The organism is Tunturiibacter psychrotolerans, assembly GCF_051013365.1.
Classification (GTDB): domain Bacteria; phylum Acidobacteriota; class Terriglobia; order Terriglobales; family Acidobacteriaceae; genus Edaphobacter; species Edaphobacter psychrotolerans_A.
Genome location: NZ_CP132941.1, coordinates 3,916,630 through 3,933,907, shown reverse-complemented (window position 1 = coordinate 3,933,907; position 17,278 = coordinate 3,916,630). Strand labels below are relative to the sequence as shown.

Genomic DNA, 17,278 nt, shown 5'->3' with positions numbered 1-17,278 from the left:
CCACTGCGGCTCATCTTTTTACAAAAAACCTGCCTAAAACAATAGCCTCGCGGCTATCCGAGCCACCCAGACTTCTGCCATACTTGAAATCATCACTACAAAATGAAGGCTTCCTCATGATGCACCGGGCTCTGCTCTGTATCTGCACCATAGCCGTTCTCATAAGCTTCAGCCGCGCTCAATCTTCACGCGAAAAGCAGGATCGCAGGCTCAACCCACAGGTCCCCCTCCAGGCCGAACTGCTCGCGTCCGTAGATGCTAACAAGCTCTCACTGGGAGCCCCGGTCTTCGCGAAGGCCCGGGTCGACTGGAATGACCCCTCCTGCCATCTCCGCACCGGTTCCGCCGTCAGCGGTCACATCGTCGCCATCGAGAAGCGGACAAAGCAAAGTAAAGGATCAAGCCTCGCCATCGCCTTCGACCACGCCGACTGTGACGGCCGCATCGCGCCCATTCAGTTCACTCTCTTTGCCATCATCGCCGCCCCGGAAGTTGATGAGGGAGCCCCACTCAGAGACTCCGCCACAAATCTCGGTGCTTCAAGCACGCAACCTCACATGTCCCTGGGCAGCGGTGGATCCTCAGCGCACGCCGCCACTCCCATAGCCAGCAAAGATGACATGAGCCTCAACGGAAAGTCCTCCGAGGACAATACCCCCAAAGTCATCCAGGCCGGACAGGTCATCGGCCTCAAGAAAGTTACACTGAGCGTAGGCACCGGCCCCGACGGCGCGTCCGTCCTTACCTCCCTAAAAGACAACATCCGTCTCGAAGGCGCCACCCAACTCGTGCTCATGCCTCGCGGCTCGGTCGCCCCTACACCCAAGCCATCCGTCGCGGAAAACTCCACGCCTCCCAACCTCACCGCAGCAGCCACACCGCCTCCGCCACCCGAACCCAAACCCACTCCTCTTCCGCCACCACCCCCACCCGAGATCGACGAGACCAGCATCTGCACCGCCCCCTGCACCCTCGTCCCCGACTCCACCGATCTCGCAGCAGTCCACGCCTCTCGTACCCTTTCCACCGCCGCCTTCGGTTTCGTTCCCCACGACACCCGCGAGTACTCCGCCTTCGACTACGAATCCACCCTCACCTACCTCGACGCCCAGAACCTTCTCTTCACCTACGACCCTCATAAGCTCCGCCAGCGCTTCCCCGCCGGCATCCGCACCGAATCCATGCGCACCGTTCGAGCCGTACTCCTCGACCCCGCCACGCTCAAGATAAAAAAGATGGTCGACTGGCAGATTCAAGGAGAAGCTCAGTTCATCTGGCACGCCGCGCCCGGCCAGATCCTCGTTCACCTCGGCCATCATCTGCGCCTTCTCGACGCCAACCTCAACGTCCTGCGCGAGGCCCCCGTCCCCGGCCAACTTGTCTTCGTCTCCGCATCTCCCTCAGGCAGCTACATCGCCGTTGGAATCCTGCATGAGCGCCATACCCCCACCATGCACCAGCAGCTCGCCGACGATCTCCACATCGATCCCGAAGAAGACATCGACGTTCAGCTCTTCGACCAAAACTTCGCCCTCCTGCTCACCACCCGTCAAAGCTCCTCGCTGCCCCCGCCCGTTCTCTCCGACGCCGGAGAGATTCGCGTCAACTCCATCGGTCACGACCGCTGGCGCATCCGCGAACTCCGATGGGACCACACCGAACACACCATCGCGAACATCAACTCCGTCTGCCATCCCAACATCTCCACCCCTCTGCCGGACTCCGTCTTCCTCGTCGGCTGCACCCAGTCGCCTCTTCAAAACTGGTATCGCCTCATTCGTCTCGACGGCCATCCCATGCTCAACGGTCACGGCTCCTCCGAAGAGATCGAGCAATCCTCCAGCAGCAGCAACGAGGACGACTTAGCCGTCCGTATTGTCCGCTGTCACACCTCCAAAGCACGCGGCGCCTACTTTCACAAGCAGGACCTGAAGGAACAAGAGGTCAGCGTCTACCGCGCCAACGACGGCAAGCGTCTCTTCTTCTCCACCAATCCCGCCGTCTCTCTCGCCGAGCAGTCCTTCGCCTTAGCCCCCGATGGCACGCAGCTCGCCATTCTCACCAGCGACAGCATCTCGCTCTACCCAATCGCCAACACTTCCCCGAAGATCGGAAAAGTCTCACAGGCAACTCACCCCACCGCCTCAAATTGAAATCGTTTCAACGGAGTGACACAAAGTCACACCGATCGCAATCTCTCTTCCGAGCCACGGCGAACGCGTTTTCCGCACATTGATATACTGAAAGAGTGCGTCAGAGGACGCGCGTCATCGCCATGTCTCTCACGCTATTTCAGCGAAGTCATCCCGCGGTGCCCCCGAACAATCATGCCCACTGAGCCCAACAACACGATTGCGGTTGCCATGTCCGGAGGAGTCGACTCCTCCGCCGTCGCCGCGCTCCTGCGCGCTCAGGGCCACGAGCTTGTCGGCCTCACCCTCCAGCTCTGGAATCAGCGACGCCTCGCCGGACACGAGGGCATGCCCGAAGCCGTCCAGGGCCGCTGCTGCTCCATCGACGATGTCTACGACGCTCGCCACGTAGCCGAGCAGCTCGACATCCCCTACTACGTCGTCAACCAGCAGGAGCGCTTCGAAGCCGACGTCGTCAAGCCATTCGTCAGCGAGTACCTCGCCGGTCGCACGCCAATCCCGTGCACCCTCTGCAACAACCACCTCAAGTTCGATCAGCTCCTCACCACCGCCCGCCAGATCGGCGCCGACCGCATCGCCACCGGCCACTACGCCCGCAACCGCTTCGACGAGACGCGCCAACGCTGGATCCTCTCCCGCCCCGAAGACAAGTCCAAGGACCAGACCTACTTCCTCTTCGGCCTCACGCAGGAGCAGCTCAGCCGCACGATCTTCCCCCTGGGCGAGATGCAGAAGCCCGCCGTCCGCCAGATGGCCGCCGACGCAGGCCTCGCCGTAGCCCAGAAGTCCGACTCGCAGGAGATCTGCTTCATCCCCGGCGGCGACTACAACACCTTCCTCAAGGCCTACCTCGACGAGCAGGGCGAAGATCTCCCCAACACCGCGGGCGAACTTGTCACCACCACCGGCGAAGTCATCGGCCACCACGAAGGCATTCAGAGCTTCACCGTCGGCCAGCGCAAGGGTCTCGGCATCACCAGCCCCAACCCGCTCTACGTCCTCGCCATCCACCCCGACTCGCACCAGGTCACCGTTGGCTCGGACGAAGATCTGCTCTCCCGCGACCTCTTCGCCAACCGCCTTAACTGGATCTCGATCCCCGAGCTGACCGAACCCATCCGCGTCAGCATCAAGATCCGCCATCGCCACACCCCGGCCATGGCCACGCTCACCCGCGTCGACGCCGAAACCGTCCACGCCCACTTCGACGAGCCGCAACGCGCCATCACCCCCGGCCAATCCGCCGTCTTCTATCAGGAAGACGAGGTAGTCGGAGGCGGCTGGATAACCTAGACTTCTCTTTGCTATTGCTATTGCTGTTGCCGTTGCTGTCGCTCTTTTGGTTGTCATCCCCGAAGGGGATCTGCGGTTGACTTTGCTGTTGCTGTTGCTCTTTTGGTTGTCATCCCCGAAGGGGATCTGCGGTTGCCTTTTCTTTGCTGTTGCTTTTTTGGTTGTCATCCCCGATGGGGATCTGCGGTTGACTTTGCTGTCCCGCTGACATCAAGAAACAAAAAGCTCTCACCAGCCCGGATCAGTATCCCGCGAGTTCCTGCCTGGCCCCTTCGCCCGACCCACCAAAACATCCAACCCCGCCTTCAACCCATTCACCAGACCATTAAACTCCCGAACCGGCATCTTGATCCCGCGCTGAACCGTCTCCGAGATATCGTTCGTCGTATTCAAAACCGAAGTCACCATTCCATCCACCCGGTCCAACTGCGCGCGTGTCTTCGAGTTCAAATCGCTCGCCGTCGCGTCAAACTCCATCGCCTTCGCACGAACCACATGACTTGTCTCAACCAGATTGTCGGTGATGATCTTTATCTTCGGAGTCGTCTCCTGAATGAACCCTTGAGAGTTATCCAGAACCGGCATCATCTTCGCCCGGATCTCTTCAAAGATCTCAATCCCGCGCTTCCTCGTCTTCGCTGCGCCGACAGCCATCGCAATCAAAGCGATCGCCTGCGCGATCAGCGCAACCGCCACCATTCCAACGAAGACCATCAACAGCCTCGAGTTCCCCGAAGAAAGCGAGTCCGAGTCCTGCAGCCACATACCCGACATCACGATCCGCATCGCTTCCATAAAGTCCCTCAATCCCTCAAGTTACGAGATAACAATCATAAGGCCCGGCCGCCAGCAAGCGTCGACCGGGCCTAGACTATCAGAAACAACGACTGAACCGTCTTACGAGTTGGATTCGCCCGTCGTGCTCACATACGCTTGTTTGCCCGCGTCGATCGCAGAAGATACCTTATCTGCCTGTTCCTGCACTAAGCCCTTCCCCTTCTCGACATACTGAGCCCACTGCGTCCGTCCCTTGTCGTAATACTCCTTGCCGCGATCGACATATTCGTTAACCTGCTCCTTACCCTGCTGCGCCAGAACAGCCGCACGATCCTGTGCCTGCTGGGCCAGTACAGCTGCCCGATCCTTGGCATCCAGAGCGCTCGCGACCAGATCCTCCCGCGTCTCTTTCCCGGCCTTTGGCGCATACAACACACCGACAAGGGCACCGATGCCCAATCCCGCCAGGAACCAACCCAATCCACTCACACTCTCGTCGTTATCTGACATTCTCATTCTCCTCTTTCAGGCTTTCGGAATCTGCCTTCCGCCTTTATATCTCAACTTCTTAGATTTCCAATCCATCAGATCTGAAATCCACTCCAAATGCTCACTCGCCGCAATTGCCCGGCGATCGCAACTCTGCTGTGTCTAGGAAGATGCCCTGCACTCCAATTAGGTTGCGCGCCAACCTCCACACTACGGTCGTTTGCCGCAAACCTCCTCTCCACCCGCTTTTCACGTTTGCCAAATGCAAGCTGATATCTTTCCTGAAACGCCTCGTCTAACACTCAACGACAAAGACCGTCCTCCGCGAAAACGTGCAAACCCGGTTCCTCGAAACTTCCGTCTGAGACGCCGCATCGGATACCTGTGCAGTGGTTTACAGTGTTCGCAGTGCGCTCCCTCGACGCACGAAAGGGGTTTCATGTACGCCAACCGCTCTCTCTCCGCCACACGCGCTCTTCTGAACATCGGCGCTCTCGCCATCGCACTCAGCTTCGCCGGATGCAAGAGCTCCGCACCCGCCGTCGCCACCGACGACGCCAGTCTGACCGCTGCCCTGCAAACCCGCCTCACCAACGATGACGCGCTCAAGTCCGAGCCCATCAACTCCTCCGTTCAAGACAAGGTCGCCACCCTCAACGGCACCGTCAGCAGCGAAGCAGCGCGCTCGCTCGCCGCCGCTGACGCCGCACAAGTCGCCGGCATCAAGACCGTAGTCAACAACCTCTCCGTGCAGGCTCCCGCGTCCATGACCGCCGCAGTCATCCCGCCGTCGCCTCCACCTCCGCCCCCCACACCAAAAAAAATCCCCACTCCTAAATCAGCACCAAAGCCGAAGCCAGCCCCAGTCGTCCAGGAGGCAGCACCCGTCGTACCGCCTCCCGCCCAGGTAGCCGCAGCCACCCCGCCACCACCGCCGCAGCAAGAACTCCCACCGCCGCCCCCACCCCCTCCACCCGTGCCGGAGTTCCGTAACATCACAGTTCCGCCCGACACCACCATCCCCATCCGCATCACCCAAACCCTCGACAGTGCCACCACACAACAAGGCGACACCTTCACCGGCACCGTCGCCACCGACATCATCCTCGATGACCTCGTCGTCATTCGTCAGGGCACCCCCGTCACAGGCCGTGTCTCCGCCGTGCAGGAAGCAGCCCACTACAAAGGCAGCTCGCTGCTCACCGTCGAACTCACCAGCATCAACCGCCGCGGCGAAAAACTCGCCATCACCACCGAACCCTACAGCGTCGAAGGCAAAGGCCGCGGCAAAAACACAGCCGAAAAAGTCGGTGGAGGAGCAGCCGTCGGTGCTATCCTCGGTGGCATCCTGGGCGGTGGCAAGGGAGCAGCGATCGGCGCAGCCGCAGGCGGCGGTGTCGGTGCCGGCGCAAACACCATCACCCGCGGCGAGCAGGTCCAGATCCCGTCCGAAAGCCTCATTCGCTTCCGTCTCACTAACTCCCTGGCTCTCAAAGTCCCCACAAAAAATACCGAGAGCACGACCAGCACGAGCCCGAACCCAGACCTGCAACAGCGGCCCGGAGACCAGCCGCCACAACAGTAAAGTTTTGCATCTCAACGTTTAGCACAGGAACGGCAGACCACTCAGGCTGCCGTCCCAACCCCTGAATCGCATCATCTTGATCCAGGACTAAACCAGGCTGCAGCCCGACGAAGATCCGTCACAAGACTGCCCTATCCAGTGTTTTTCCAGAGGTGTACCGTCTTGACGAAGGCATCGATCGACAATGCGTCTCGCCCAGCAGGGTTTCTCACCTTCACCCTGCACGCGCATCTTCCCTATGTCGTCAATCACGGCACGTGGCCCCATGGCCTCGAGTGGCTCCACGAAGCCGCCGCCGAAACCTACCTCCCCTTCCTCCGCGTCCTCAAAAATCTCGAGCGCGACAACATCCGTTTCAACTGCAACCTCAATCTCTCGCCCATCCTTCTCGAGCAGCTCTCTCACCCCGTCTTCCTCGCCGAGTTCCCCCGCTACCTCACCCGCAAAATCGTAGCCGCCCGCGAAGACGAAGCCTTCTTCCTTCAATCCGGCGACCACCATCTCGCCGAGACCGCCCGCTTCTGGCAGCGTTTCTTCTCGCAGGCGCTCGACGAATTCAACGGCTTCAATCGCGATCTAATCGCCGCCTTCCGTCACTTCAACGACACCGGCCTCATCGACATCATCACCTGCGGAGCCACCCACGGCTACATGCCCCTCCTCGGCACCGACGAGAGCATTCGCGCCCAGGTCCACACCGCCGTCGACACCCACATCCGCCACTTCGGCAAAGCTCCCCGCGGCATCTGGGCACCCGAATGCGGCTACCGCCCCGCCGGTATCTGGAGCCAACCCGTCCCCAACTCCGACGGCACCCCAACGCCCCCAGCCTTCCAGCGCATCGGCGTCGAACAAGCCCTCTCCGAAGCTGGCCTCGAGTTCTTCTTCGTCGACACTCATCTCGTCGAAGAGTCCCGGCACACCTCCTCGCCCTACGATCCACCCGGCGACGGTCTCCCCCATACTCCAGAAGAGGAGCGCGTCACCCACGAGCCCCACCGCTCCCTCTACCAGCCCTACTACGTCGACGGCCCCTCCGCCAAACAGCACGCCACCACCATCTTTCCCCGCGACCCCCACACCGGCCTCCAGGTCTGGTCCGGAGACACCGGCTACCCCGGCGACGGCGTCTACCTCGACTTCCACAAAAAACGCTGGCCCGGCGGTCATCGCTACTGGCGCGTCACCGGCTCCAAAGTCAGCATGGGAGACAAGCAGCCCTACTACCCTCAAGAGGCCGCCGAGCGCGTCAAAGCGCACGCCTCCCACTTCGTCCATCTCGTCTACGAGGCGCTCAAGTCCGGCTTCAACGACTCCATCCCTCCCATCCTCTGCTCTCCCTTCGACGCCGAACTCTTTGGCCACTGGTGGTTCGAGGGCTCCCTCTGGCTCGAAGCCGTCGCCCGCAACCTCCACGAGTACCAATCAGGAATTCAACTCATCACTTGCGCCGATTACCTCGACCAGTACCCCCGCGCCGGCTACATCGCCATGCAAGAGGGCTCGTGGGGAACCGAGGGCAACAACCAGGTCTGGCTCAACCCCGATACCAGTTGGACCTACACCCACATCTACCCCGCCGAAACCTACACCCGCGACGTCTGCACCGCTGGCCTCTGGCGCACCTCTGCCCTCGCCCTGCGCATCATGCAACAACTCTGCCGCGAGCTCCTTCTCCTCGAATCCTCCGACTGGCAGTTCCTCATCACCACCGGCGCCGCACGCGACTACGCCGAAATCCGCTTCCTCACTCACAACGATCAGTTCAACGAAATCAAAGCCATCTGGCAAACCTACGAATCGACCGGCGCGATCACCGAAGCCCAGCAAACCCGCCTCACCGAAATCGAACAACGCGACAGCATCTTCCCCGAAATCGATCCCGGCCTCTGGGCCACCGCCGCCAAAGAACCCGTCCCCACCACACCGCTCCCCCATCCAGTCGAAACCACGGCATAAACTGCAGCCCTCGTCACCACGATCACGATGCGGGAACAAACGAAACAGCGACGTCGTATCTAAAGGCCAGTTGAGGTAGCGTCGGCCTAAGCTGGACGAATGATCTCAACAATTTACTCTCCGGAGATCGTTCGTGCGCCTGACAGCCCTCCTATCTATCGCCTTGGCATTGATCTCAACGCCTCTCTGCTCGATGGCACAAACCAGTGGCCGCTTCACCCTGCAGGAGAAGCAAGGACCAAACGCGGTAGGCCTCAAGGTAGTCGAGCAATACGACTACTCCCGTACCTTCCAGCCCGCAATCGATGCGATGGGGAAACCCTCTCAAGGCGAGCGCGCCAGGCCCCTGCAAACTCTCATCTGGTACCCCGCAAAGAAAAGCGATGCGAAGCCGATGACGTTCGGTGACTACGTAGCTTTCCAGGCGACCGAGACGAGCTTCGACAACCCGAAGAACTTGACCGGCATGGAGGCAATGTTTATCGCTTCCATGAAGCCAGTCTTCCAGCAGCCCATGTGGGCAACACGCGACGCTGCCCTTGCGTCCGGAAAGTTCCCCGTCATCATCTATGCTCCAAGCTTCTCTTCAGTCTCGTGGGAGAATGTCGATCTTTGCGAATACCTTGCCAGCTACGGGTACGTCGTCATTGCGGCTCCGGGAATGGGCGTAACCCGTGAGTCGACTCACGATGTCGCAGGAACCAACGCACAGGCGCAAGACATCTCTTTCCTAATCGGCTTTGCCCGCACCCTGCCTGATACGGACCTCTCCGAAGTTGGAGTGGTGGGATTTAGTTGGGGAGGAATCGCCAACCTTTTCGCATCCGCACGAGACAATCGCATCGACGCCCTTGTAGCTCTCGATGGCAGCATGCGCTACTTCCCGGGAGTGGTCAAAGACGCAGGCGACGTTCATCCGGATCAGATGACCATCCCTCTGCTCTACTTCAAGGGCCAGGAGTCGTTAGAAGACGAAGCTCATCTCCACGACAGATTGAAGAGTGACGGTCCCAATGTGCTCAATGAATGGACACACGGCGATCTCGTCAGCGTACAGATGCTGGGGTTGTTCCATCCCGAATTCAGTTCAAAAGCTCAACGAAACGAACTCCTCTGGAAGTATGAGGCCTCTGGTCTACAGGAAGCCGACTATGACCGCCAGGACGGCGTCATCGGATACGCATGGATGGCCCGATACACCCGCGAATTTCTCGATGCTTACCTCAAGCATAATGGGCCGGCCCTGCAGTTCCTGAAGAACAAGCCTTCCGACAACGCCGTGCCCAAACATGTTCTCGCGGTGAACTTCCAACCCGCGAAGAGCATGCCGGCATCGTTCACCTCCCTGCGTGTTGAAGCGGCACGCCAGGGCTTTGATCACGTGGCCGACATCTATGCCGCGATTCAAAAAGACCAGCCCAACTTCAAAGTCGATGCCGACGACGTCGTATCGTGGGCCTACGACCTTCTCGCTGACAGGCACTTTCCTGAAGCCATCGACGTCATGAAGTTAGCCGTACAACTAGACCCCTCCAGCCGCGCGTACAGCAGCCTGGGCGAGATGTATGCGAAGGCCGGTCAAAAGCAGGCGGCTATCGACAACTACAAGACAGCACTCGAAAAAGATTCGAACAACATCATCGCGACGCAAGGTCTGGTGGAGATAGAAAGCGGCACGTCAGAGAAATGAAACGGGAAAGCTGATGCCAGGCAAAATCAGGCTTCCAAATCCCAAAAACCTGTCAAGCCCCCAACACCCGAAAACCCGCGCCAATCCAGCACATTCGCGTGGCGTATTAGTTTCTTACCAGCAGCTATAATGGATCAAGCACAGAGAAAGCCCCGGAAACTGCCGGGGTTTTCGACATTAACCCGTAACCCTTGTGATTGGACGAATTTAGCCGTAACCCATTTAGAATGAAGATTTTACAGAGACATATCAACTGTAAATAGTTGAATATAAAAGGCTTACGCCAGGGCAATAGGGGGGGTACCCCCCATGCATCAGACACTAAGAGAAAGGGATAGACTGCCAGTGGCCACAGCAACACAAACACCCCGCGGCGTCACTCTCAGTCATCAGACTACCTTCCCCAGACATCCCCTCACACTCTGGCATCTTCTCTCCCTCGATGCCCCCACAATAGCCGCCCTCTGGACCTGGTTCATCGCGTCCGCGAACCACCTCCATCTCCCCGCGGTCAGCATCGTAGCAATGTTCCTCGCCGTCTGGATGCTCTACGCTGCCGACCGTCTCCTCGACGCGCGCAACATCGACGCATCAAGCACCGGCGACCTCGAAGCACGCCACTACTTCCACAACTGGCACCGTAGCGCCTTCCTCACCGGCATCCTCGCCGCCTCCATTACCCTCGCAATTCTTCTCCCCCACCTTGACCCCCAAGCCATCCACCTCTACCTCATCCTCGGCGGTCTGCTCTTCGGTTATTTCATCCTCATCCACGCCACCAGCAGCGCTCATCGTCTCCCAAAGGAGATCGCCGTCGGTCTCTTCTTCGCCGCCGCCACCTTCATCCCCACCGTAGCCCGCCGTCCCGACCTCCGCATCGCTTTATTCCCACTCGCAGTCCTCTTCGCTACGGCATGCAGCCTCAACTGCCTCTTCATCTACACCTGGGAACACAGCTCCCTTGCGCCATCCGATCCCCCCGTACACCCAGCCACCCAACTGGCCCTCCACAAACTTCCGCTTCTCACCACCACCCTCATCTTCCTCAGCGCTGCCTTCTCCATACTCGACCGTCAGATTTCGTGGTCAATCCCATGCGCGATCACGGCCTCCACTCTCTTGCTGCTCCTCTTGCATCACCGCCGCCATCACACCGCGCGCCTCACCCTCCGAAGCCTCGCCGACCTAGCCCTCATCACACCGCTCCTTCTACTCCCTCTCCTTCCTCGATGATGCGCGGCCAACCCAACTTCGACCACATCGCACGCCCTTATCGCTGGCTCGAATACATCACCCTCGGCCGCGCCCTCGAGCAATGCCGCCTCCACTACCTGCCAAGCCTCCTCAATCGCAAGCGAGCCCTCGTCCTCGGCGACGGCGACGGCCGCTTTCTCGCCCAACTCCTCGCTCAAAATCCTCATCTCCACGCCGATGCGATCGACACCAGCGCAACCATGCTTCAACTCCTCCGCCATCGCTGCGAAGCCGTGGCCCCCAACGCATCCACACGCCTCAACACCCACCAATCCGACGCCCTCACCTGTCCGCTCGACCCGCCCTACGATCTCATCGTCACGCACTTCTTCCTCGATTGCCTCACCCAGCCCGACCTCGACACCCTCGTCAACCGCATCGTCCCAACTCTCTCCCCGCAAGCGATCTGGCTGGTCTCTGACTTCCAAATCCCAAACGGCCCCATGCGTCTTCCCGCGAAGCTCCTCGTCCGCGCTCTCTATCTAGCCTTCCGCATCCTCACCGGCCTCCGCACCACGCAACTCCCCGACCACGCCACGCCCCTCCAACAAGCCGGCCTAACCCGAATCGCCCACCGACACCGACTCTCCGGACTCCTCGTCACCGAACTCTGGCAACTGAAACAGGCCACTCAATGAACCCCATCGCTCCGGCAACACAAACTTTTTCCTCCTCAAACCCGCAACCCCACCTACAATCCCGTTATGCCGAGCACTCACCCGCTCCTCGCCGCCGCACTTCTTCTTCCGCTCACAGTCCACGCCCAAATAACGCCGCAGCCCAGCATCGCCACCAACTCCCCCGACGGCAAGCCACTCTCCACACGGGTCGTCGCCTACAACATCGACGCTAAACTCGACACCGGCAAAAAAACTCTCGACGCCACTGAAGTCCTCACCTACAAAAACCTCACAGGCCAGCCACTCAACACCATCCCCTTCCACCTCTACCTCAACGCCTTCCGTCCCCAATCGACCTTCAGCAGAGAAACCCACTTCACCGGTGGAGTCCGCGACACAGAGGAAGACAGCAGCTACCCGTCCGAAAAACTCGGCAGCATCACCATCTCGCACATCGAAGCCGACGGCTACGGCGACCTCACCTCAGCCATGCACTTTATCGCGCCAGACGATAACAACGCCGAAGACCACACCGTCACCGAGCTCAGCCTCCCTCACCCACTCGCACCCAACGACTCCATCACCTTCCGCCTCGCCTTCCACGACGTCTTCCCGCTATCAGTCGCCCGCAACGGCTACAAGCGTGACTTCATCATGGGCGGTCAGTGGTACCCGAAGCCCGGCGTCTTCTGGCACGGCGCCTGGAACTGTCACCAATATCACTCCACCACAGAGTTCTTCTCCGACTTCGCCACCTTCCGCGTCTCACTCACTCTCCCGCGCCGCTACGTCGTGGGCGCGAGTGGTGTCCCAACCGGCGAAGTCACCAACCCCGACAACACCAAGACCCTCAGCTTCTACGGAGAAGACATCGGAGACTTCGCCTGGGCCGCAAGCCCTAACTTCACCGTCACCGATGGGACCTACCTCTCCTCTCTAGGCCCGGTAAAGATCCACGTCCTCGCCCTCGCCGCCCATCCCAAGGCTGGCACCCGATACCTCGACGTCATGCAGAAGACCCTCGCACAGTACGACCATCGCTACGGTCCCTACCCCTACAAGATCATCACCGTCATCGACCCCGAACCCGGCTCCGAAATGGGAGGCATGGAATATCCCACCCTCTTCACCGGCGAAACTTCCTGGTTCGACCCGGCCTACATCACTGAAATAGCCACCGAACACGAGTTCGGCCACCAATACTGGTATGGGATGGTAGCCACCAACGAATTCGAAGATGCCTGGCTCGACGAAGGGATCAACTCCTATACCGAAACCACAGTCATGAACGCAATCTACGGCTCTCACACCTCCGTGTTCAATCGCTCCTACGCAAACGCCGGTGATACGGAGCAACGACAAGTCGAATACGCCACCAACCCTGACTTCGATCCTGTTACTCGTTGGGCTTTTAAATTTCGTGACGGTGCCTCATACGGCCAAATCACCTACGGTAAATCTGCAACGCTTCTCACCACACTCGAAGGCCTCATCGGCCGCGACACCATGGACGAAGCCATGCGCACTTACTTCTTCCGCTATCGCTTCACACATCCCACCACCGAAGACTTCCTCCGCACCATCGAAGAGGTCGCCATCAAAAACGGCCGCGCCACCGCGGTCGGAGGAACAGTCATCAATACGTCTACCCAGACGGCACAACCGAACTCTTCTCAGCTAATTCCGGATAAAAGCCTCGCCGCTCTCTTCAACGCACCAAGCACCTCTCAGGTTGTACCCATCTCGAGTCTCAGGCCCTTCTTCAACCAGGCTGTCTACGGAACCCAGGTCCTCGACTACACCGTCGACCAAGTATCCTCCGATCCCGTCCAGTGGTGGCTCCCCGAACCTAAAGACAAGAAGCAAATCCAATACCTCTCCACCGTTTACCTGCGTCGCAAAGGAGACTTCATTCTCCCCGTCACCGCAGAGATCATCTTCGACGACGGCACGCGCCTTCGCGAACACTGGGACGGAGTCGATCGTTGGACCAAGTTCACCTACACCCGCAACGCAAAGATTGTCTCCGTCGAAGTCGACCCAGACCATGTCGTCCTCCTCGACAAAGACTTCTTCAACAACAGCTACCTCACGACACCCAACAACGTCCCCGCTCGCAAACTCTCCAACATCTGGCTGAGTCTTCAGCAGCTTCTGGCCCAACTCTCCTCCTGGATCGTGTAAACCCATCATGCCCGAACGTCGCAACATCTTCCTTCACGGCCTCTCCCTCACTCTGCGCCGATTTCCCGCGGTTCTTTGGGCTTACGTCTTCAACCTGGGACTGGCTCTCATCTTTTCCATCCGCCTCCACGCCCAGTTCAGCTCCATCATGGGTCACTCCCTCGCCGCACAACGGCTCACAAACGGATTCGATCTCCCCACAGTAGCTAGTGCCTTGTTCCGCCTGCAGGACGGCCCCTCTGGCGGCAGCGCCGGAAGCTTTTCCGCCATCCCCTTGTACCTCCTGGTCTACTTCCTTCTAGTCCCCGGAACTCTCTTCTGCTACCAAACCAAAAGCCCCGCTCGACTCAGCACCCTCTTCCATCAGGGCCTGATCCACTTCTGGCGTTTTTTCCGGATTACCCTCCTCACCATCCTCACCTCCGCACTACTACTTGGCCCTCTCATCGTCATTCAGGGCAAATGGGCTGACCACGTCGACCGGCACGCTGTCGAACTTCACGCATTTTTCGCAACGCTCGTCGGCTACGTGGTTATCTTCCTGATCGCGTCTATCCTTCGTCTCTACTTCGATCTAGTCGAGGTCTACACGGTCCAGCTCGGCCTCCATCTCCGCTATAACGGCAAGCCTGACCGCCGCATCCGCCGCGCTCTCGCCCCCGCCTGGCGAACCCTCAGCGCACACTTTTCGCAAGCGTGGCCCGTATTCCTCTTTCTCACCATCCTCGGAGCGTCCGGCGTCATTCTCACCGCCCGCATCTCCATGCATATGCTCGCGCAGCCGAGAGTCTGGCCAACCTTCCTCCTCGTTCAGTTTGGCCTCTTTCTCCACTTGTTCACTCGCTTCTGGCAGCGTGGAGCCGAGACCTCTCTCGCCCTCCAGAACCCCATCTTCACCCCGTCGCCCCTGCCCATTCGTCCTGTCGTTGGCAAGGTAAACCCCGTCGATCCCCTGCACCCGAATCACCCGGTTCCAGTCCACCGGATCCCCTCACCCGACCTGCCCCTTGATCCGATCCCAAATCCCGAACCCGCCTCACCCTCGCTTAATGAACCAGACCCCGGAGTCTTCCACCACGACCCAAACGTACCACCGCAATAACTCAGCGCTCCGTCAGTACTTACGACCGGCGCTATGATCCACAAACGGCCGTGCGGTAATATGTTAATAGATTATGAATTTGTATATTCTTCGCCACGCCAGCGCTGGTCTTCGACGAACAAATCCCCTCCTCGACGTAAAGCGGCCTCTCGACAAAGAAGGGAAAAAGCACAGTCTCCAGCTTGCTTACGTGCTCAATGCATTGAATATACAGTTTGATCTCATCATCTCGAGCCCGCTCAAGCGCTCCCTTCAGACGGCCGCCATGATCGGCACCGAAACCGGTTACGAGGCTCCGATTCAGCAATCCGAAGCACTCGCCCCATCTGCGACCTTAAGAGACTTCCAAAAGCTCCTTCGCGAGATATCCAACCGCGAGAACGTCCTCGTGGTCGGCCATAACCCAAACCTCACCACCTTCTTAGGCTCGCTTCTAGTGCCGGCCTCAAGCCCTGAGGCCAAGATTCGCCTCCGCAAGGGCTCAATCGCGCGCGTGGTCCTCACCCGAGGTCCCGCTACGCTGCAAGCCTTGCTGGATCCCCGCACCGTTCGCGCCCTCTACGCCACTTCGACGAAGAGCTCGCGTCGAAAGATCTCTCGGAAATAAGCCGCCTCTTTCTTCAGCGACCAGGCCTCCAGCTCCGCGCCTCCACGTCCTGGCACAAGCTCGAGCAGCACACGCTTCGGATACACATGCGTCTTCATCTGGAGCACCGCACTGGCTCGGTCCTGGTTCAGCGCCACCGCTAGCCGAAGCAACACCACCGCCCGTGTCACGTTCGCGTGCTCTTCCACGGGAATCCACCGCATCGGCCGGTCCAGCGGATCGGGCCGGCTCTTCCCCATGTACCGGGCAACAGCGCTTACAATCATCCGCTGTTCCGGCGAAAATCCGAAGATCTCCGAGTTCGCAATGATGTATTGCGTATGACGGTAGTGTCCCTGGTGGTTCATGAACTTGCCGACATCCTGCATCATTGCCGCGGCTTCCAGCCACAGCCTGTACTCCTCCGGCAGCTCATGTACCCGCGCCAAGGCGTTGAACAACTCCACCACATGCTGCCTCACCGGCTCCACACGCCGCTGTTCGATTCCGTACCTCTCGCAAACCTCCAGCACGCCTGCCCATCGCTCGCTCTCGATCTTCTGGTGCACTGACGTTCGTAGATCGACCTCCGCCAGCATCTGCGCCAGCATCCCGTCGCGCAGCCCTAGCGGAGAATAGCGAAATCCCTTCAACCCCATCCGCTCCAGCAAACTTGCATACACCAGCGAGCCGCCGACGATAATCTCCGACCGCCGTGGCCCAATCCCCGGTACTGCTTCCCGCTCAGAATTGTTCATCTTCGCGAGCCGGTCCGCCAGCCTCCGCACATCGGGTGTGTCCGCAGTCAGCGCCCCAACGCGCTCCAGCCGCTTCTTTGCCAAAGTCTTATTCGCCGCCCTGCCCTTGCGGACATGCCCACTCGCCTCCGCCAGCGCCGACGCCGTGCCTGAGGTCGCAATCACCAACCCTACTCTCGGCGTCCCGAGCTTCTTCTCTGCCCGCTTCAACTCGCGATCAATGAACTGCTTCAAACGCGCGACATCTTCCTTCGCCGGAGGATCGCTCCGAAGAAACTCCTCCTTCAGCCGCACCGCTCCCAGCGGCATGCTTACCATCGACTTGATCCGGCCGCCATCGGAGAGCGTCACCTCGCAACTCCCGCCGCCCAGATCGATCAGCAGACATCGTCCTCGAGCCCCCACCTCATGCGTCACCACCCCGAGATGGATCAGCCGCCCTTCCTCAAGCCCCGAGATCACCTCGACGTTCCATCCTGTCGTCGCCTTCACCCACTCGGTAAACGCCGCTGCATTCCGCGCATCGCGCATCGCGCTCGTAGCCACCACGCGAACTTTATCCGCCACATGCAGCTGTACCGCCTTATGAAAACGCTTCAGCGCGCGAATCGTCGATGCCATCGCCTCAGGCGAGATCACTCCCGTCTGAAAAACACTCTCTCCCAGCCGCGTGACCTCACGGTCTTCGTGCAGCGTCTTCAATCGATGCATCTGGACGCTGGCAATCTTCAAGCGACACGAGTTCGATCCGATATCGATCGCGGCAAACGTAGGCATAGTTCTGGAGTCACCTCAGGAGCAAAATCCCACCACAAGCAGATTACATCC

The 17,278-nt window shown here is 59.6% G+C and carries 13 protein-coding genes; 10 read left to right on the top strand and 3 right to left on the bottom strand.

Annotated features, from left to right (window positions below; translation table 11 throughout):
- The first annotated feature begins 116 nt into the window (after window positions 1-116).
- Together RBB76_RS16490 and mnmA are read left to right on the top strand one after the other, a co-directional pair.
- Window positions 117-2,153, top strand: coding sequence for a hypothetical protein (locus RBB76_RS16490; protein ID WP_429629721.1), 2,037 nt, complete (start codon window positions 117-119; stop codon window positions 2,151-2,153).
- Between the two features lie 174 nt (window positions 2,154-2,327).
- Window positions 2,328-3,446, top strand: a complete 1,119-nt coding sequence (mnmA, locus tag RBB76_RS16485; protein ID WP_429629722.1) for a tRNA 2-thiouridine(34) synthase MnmA — start codon at window positions 2,328-2,330, stop codon at window positions 3,444-3,446.
- A gap of 228 nt (window positions 3,447-3,674) precedes the next feature.
- On the opposite strand, the gene RBB76_RS16480 is transcribed toward mnmA, so the two are convergent.
- Together RBB76_RS16480 and RBB76_RS16475 are read right to left on the bottom strand one after the other, a co-directional pair.
- Window positions 3,675-4,241 (bottom strand): hypothetical protein, encoded by a 567-nt coding sequence (locus tag RBB76_RS16480; protein WP_429629723.1) that lies wholly within the window; start codon window positions 4,239-4,241, stop codon window positions 3,675-3,677.
- 102 nt (window positions 4,242-4,343) lie between these two features.
- On the bottom strand, window positions 4,344-4,733 hold the full coding sequence (locus tag RBB76_RS16475) for a YtxH domain-containing protein (protein ID WP_429629724.1): 390 nt from the start codon (window positions 4,731-4,733) through the stop codon (window positions 4,344-4,346).
- Window positions 4,734-5,151: 418 nt separating this feature from the next.
- On the opposite strand from RBB76_RS16475, the gene RBB76_RS16470 reads away from it, so the two are divergent.
- The 8 genes from RBB76_RS16470 (at window position 5,152) to RBB76_RS16435 (ending at window position 15,713) form a co-directional block, all read left to right on the top strand.
- Window positions 5,152-6,297 (top strand): BON domain-containing protein, encoded by a 1,146-nt coding sequence (locus RBB76_RS16470; RefSeq protein WP_429629725.1) that lies wholly within the window; start codon window positions 5,152-5,154, stop codon window positions 6,295-6,297.
- A 162-nt stretch (window positions 6,298-6,459) separates the two neighbouring features.
- Window positions 6,460-8,256: a glycoside hydrolase family 57 protein gene (locus RBB76_RS16465; protein WP_429629726.1), complete on the top strand. Its 1,797-nt coding sequence runs from the start codon at window positions 6,460-6,462 to the stop codon at window positions 8,254-8,256.
- A gap of 133 nt (window positions 8,257-8,389) precedes the next feature.
- Window positions 8,390-9,946: a dienelactone hydrolase family protein gene (locus tag RBB76_RS16460; RefSeq protein ID WP_429629727.1), complete on the top strand. Its 1,557-nt coding sequence runs from the start codon at window positions 8,390-8,392 to the stop codon at window positions 9,944-9,946.
- 345 nt (window positions 9,947-10,291) lie between these two features.
- Window positions 10,292-11,179: a hypothetical protein gene (locus tag RBB76_RS16455; protein ID WP_429629728.1), complete on the top strand. Its 888-nt coding sequence runs from the start codon at window positions 10,292-10,294 to the stop codon at window positions 11,177-11,179.
- On the top strand, window positions 11,176-11,838 hold the full coding sequence (locus tag RBB76_RS16450; protein WP_429629729.1) for a class I SAM-dependent methyltransferase: 663 nt from the start codon (window positions 11,176-11,178) through the stop codon (window positions 11,836-11,838). Before RBB76_RS16455 ends, RBB76_RS16450 begins: the two co-directional genes overlap by 4 nt.
- A 66-nt stretch (window positions 11,839-11,904) precedes the next feature.
- A complete protein-coding gene (locus tag RBB76_RS16445; RefSeq protein WP_429629730.1) occupies window positions 11,905-14,004 on the top strand; it encodes a M1 family metallopeptidase in 2,100 nt (699 codons plus the stop codon).
- A gap of 7 nt (window positions 14,005-14,011) precedes the next feature.
- Window positions 14,012-15,106 (top strand): hypothetical protein, encoded by a 1,095-nt coding sequence (locus RBB76_RS16440; RefSeq protein WP_429629731.1) that lies wholly within the window; start codon window positions 14,012-14,014, stop codon window positions 15,104-15,106.
- Window positions 15,107-15,179: 73 nt separating this feature from the next.
- Complete coding sequence (locus RBB76_RS16435; protein WP_429629732.1) at window positions 15,180-15,713, top strand: SixA phosphatase family protein; 534 nt, start codon at window positions 15,180-15,182, stop codon at window positions 15,711-15,713.
- Here the strand turns inward: RBB76_RS16435 and RBB76_RS16430 are convergent.
- Window positions 15,665-17,227, bottom strand: a complete 1,563-nt coding sequence (locus RBB76_RS16430) for a Ppx/GppA phosphatase family protein (protein ID WP_429629733.1) — start codon at window positions 17,225-17,227, stop codon at window positions 15,665-15,667. The genes RBB76_RS16435 and RBB76_RS16430 overlap by 49 nt on opposite strands.
- Window positions 17,228-17,278 lie beyond the last annotated feature (51 nt).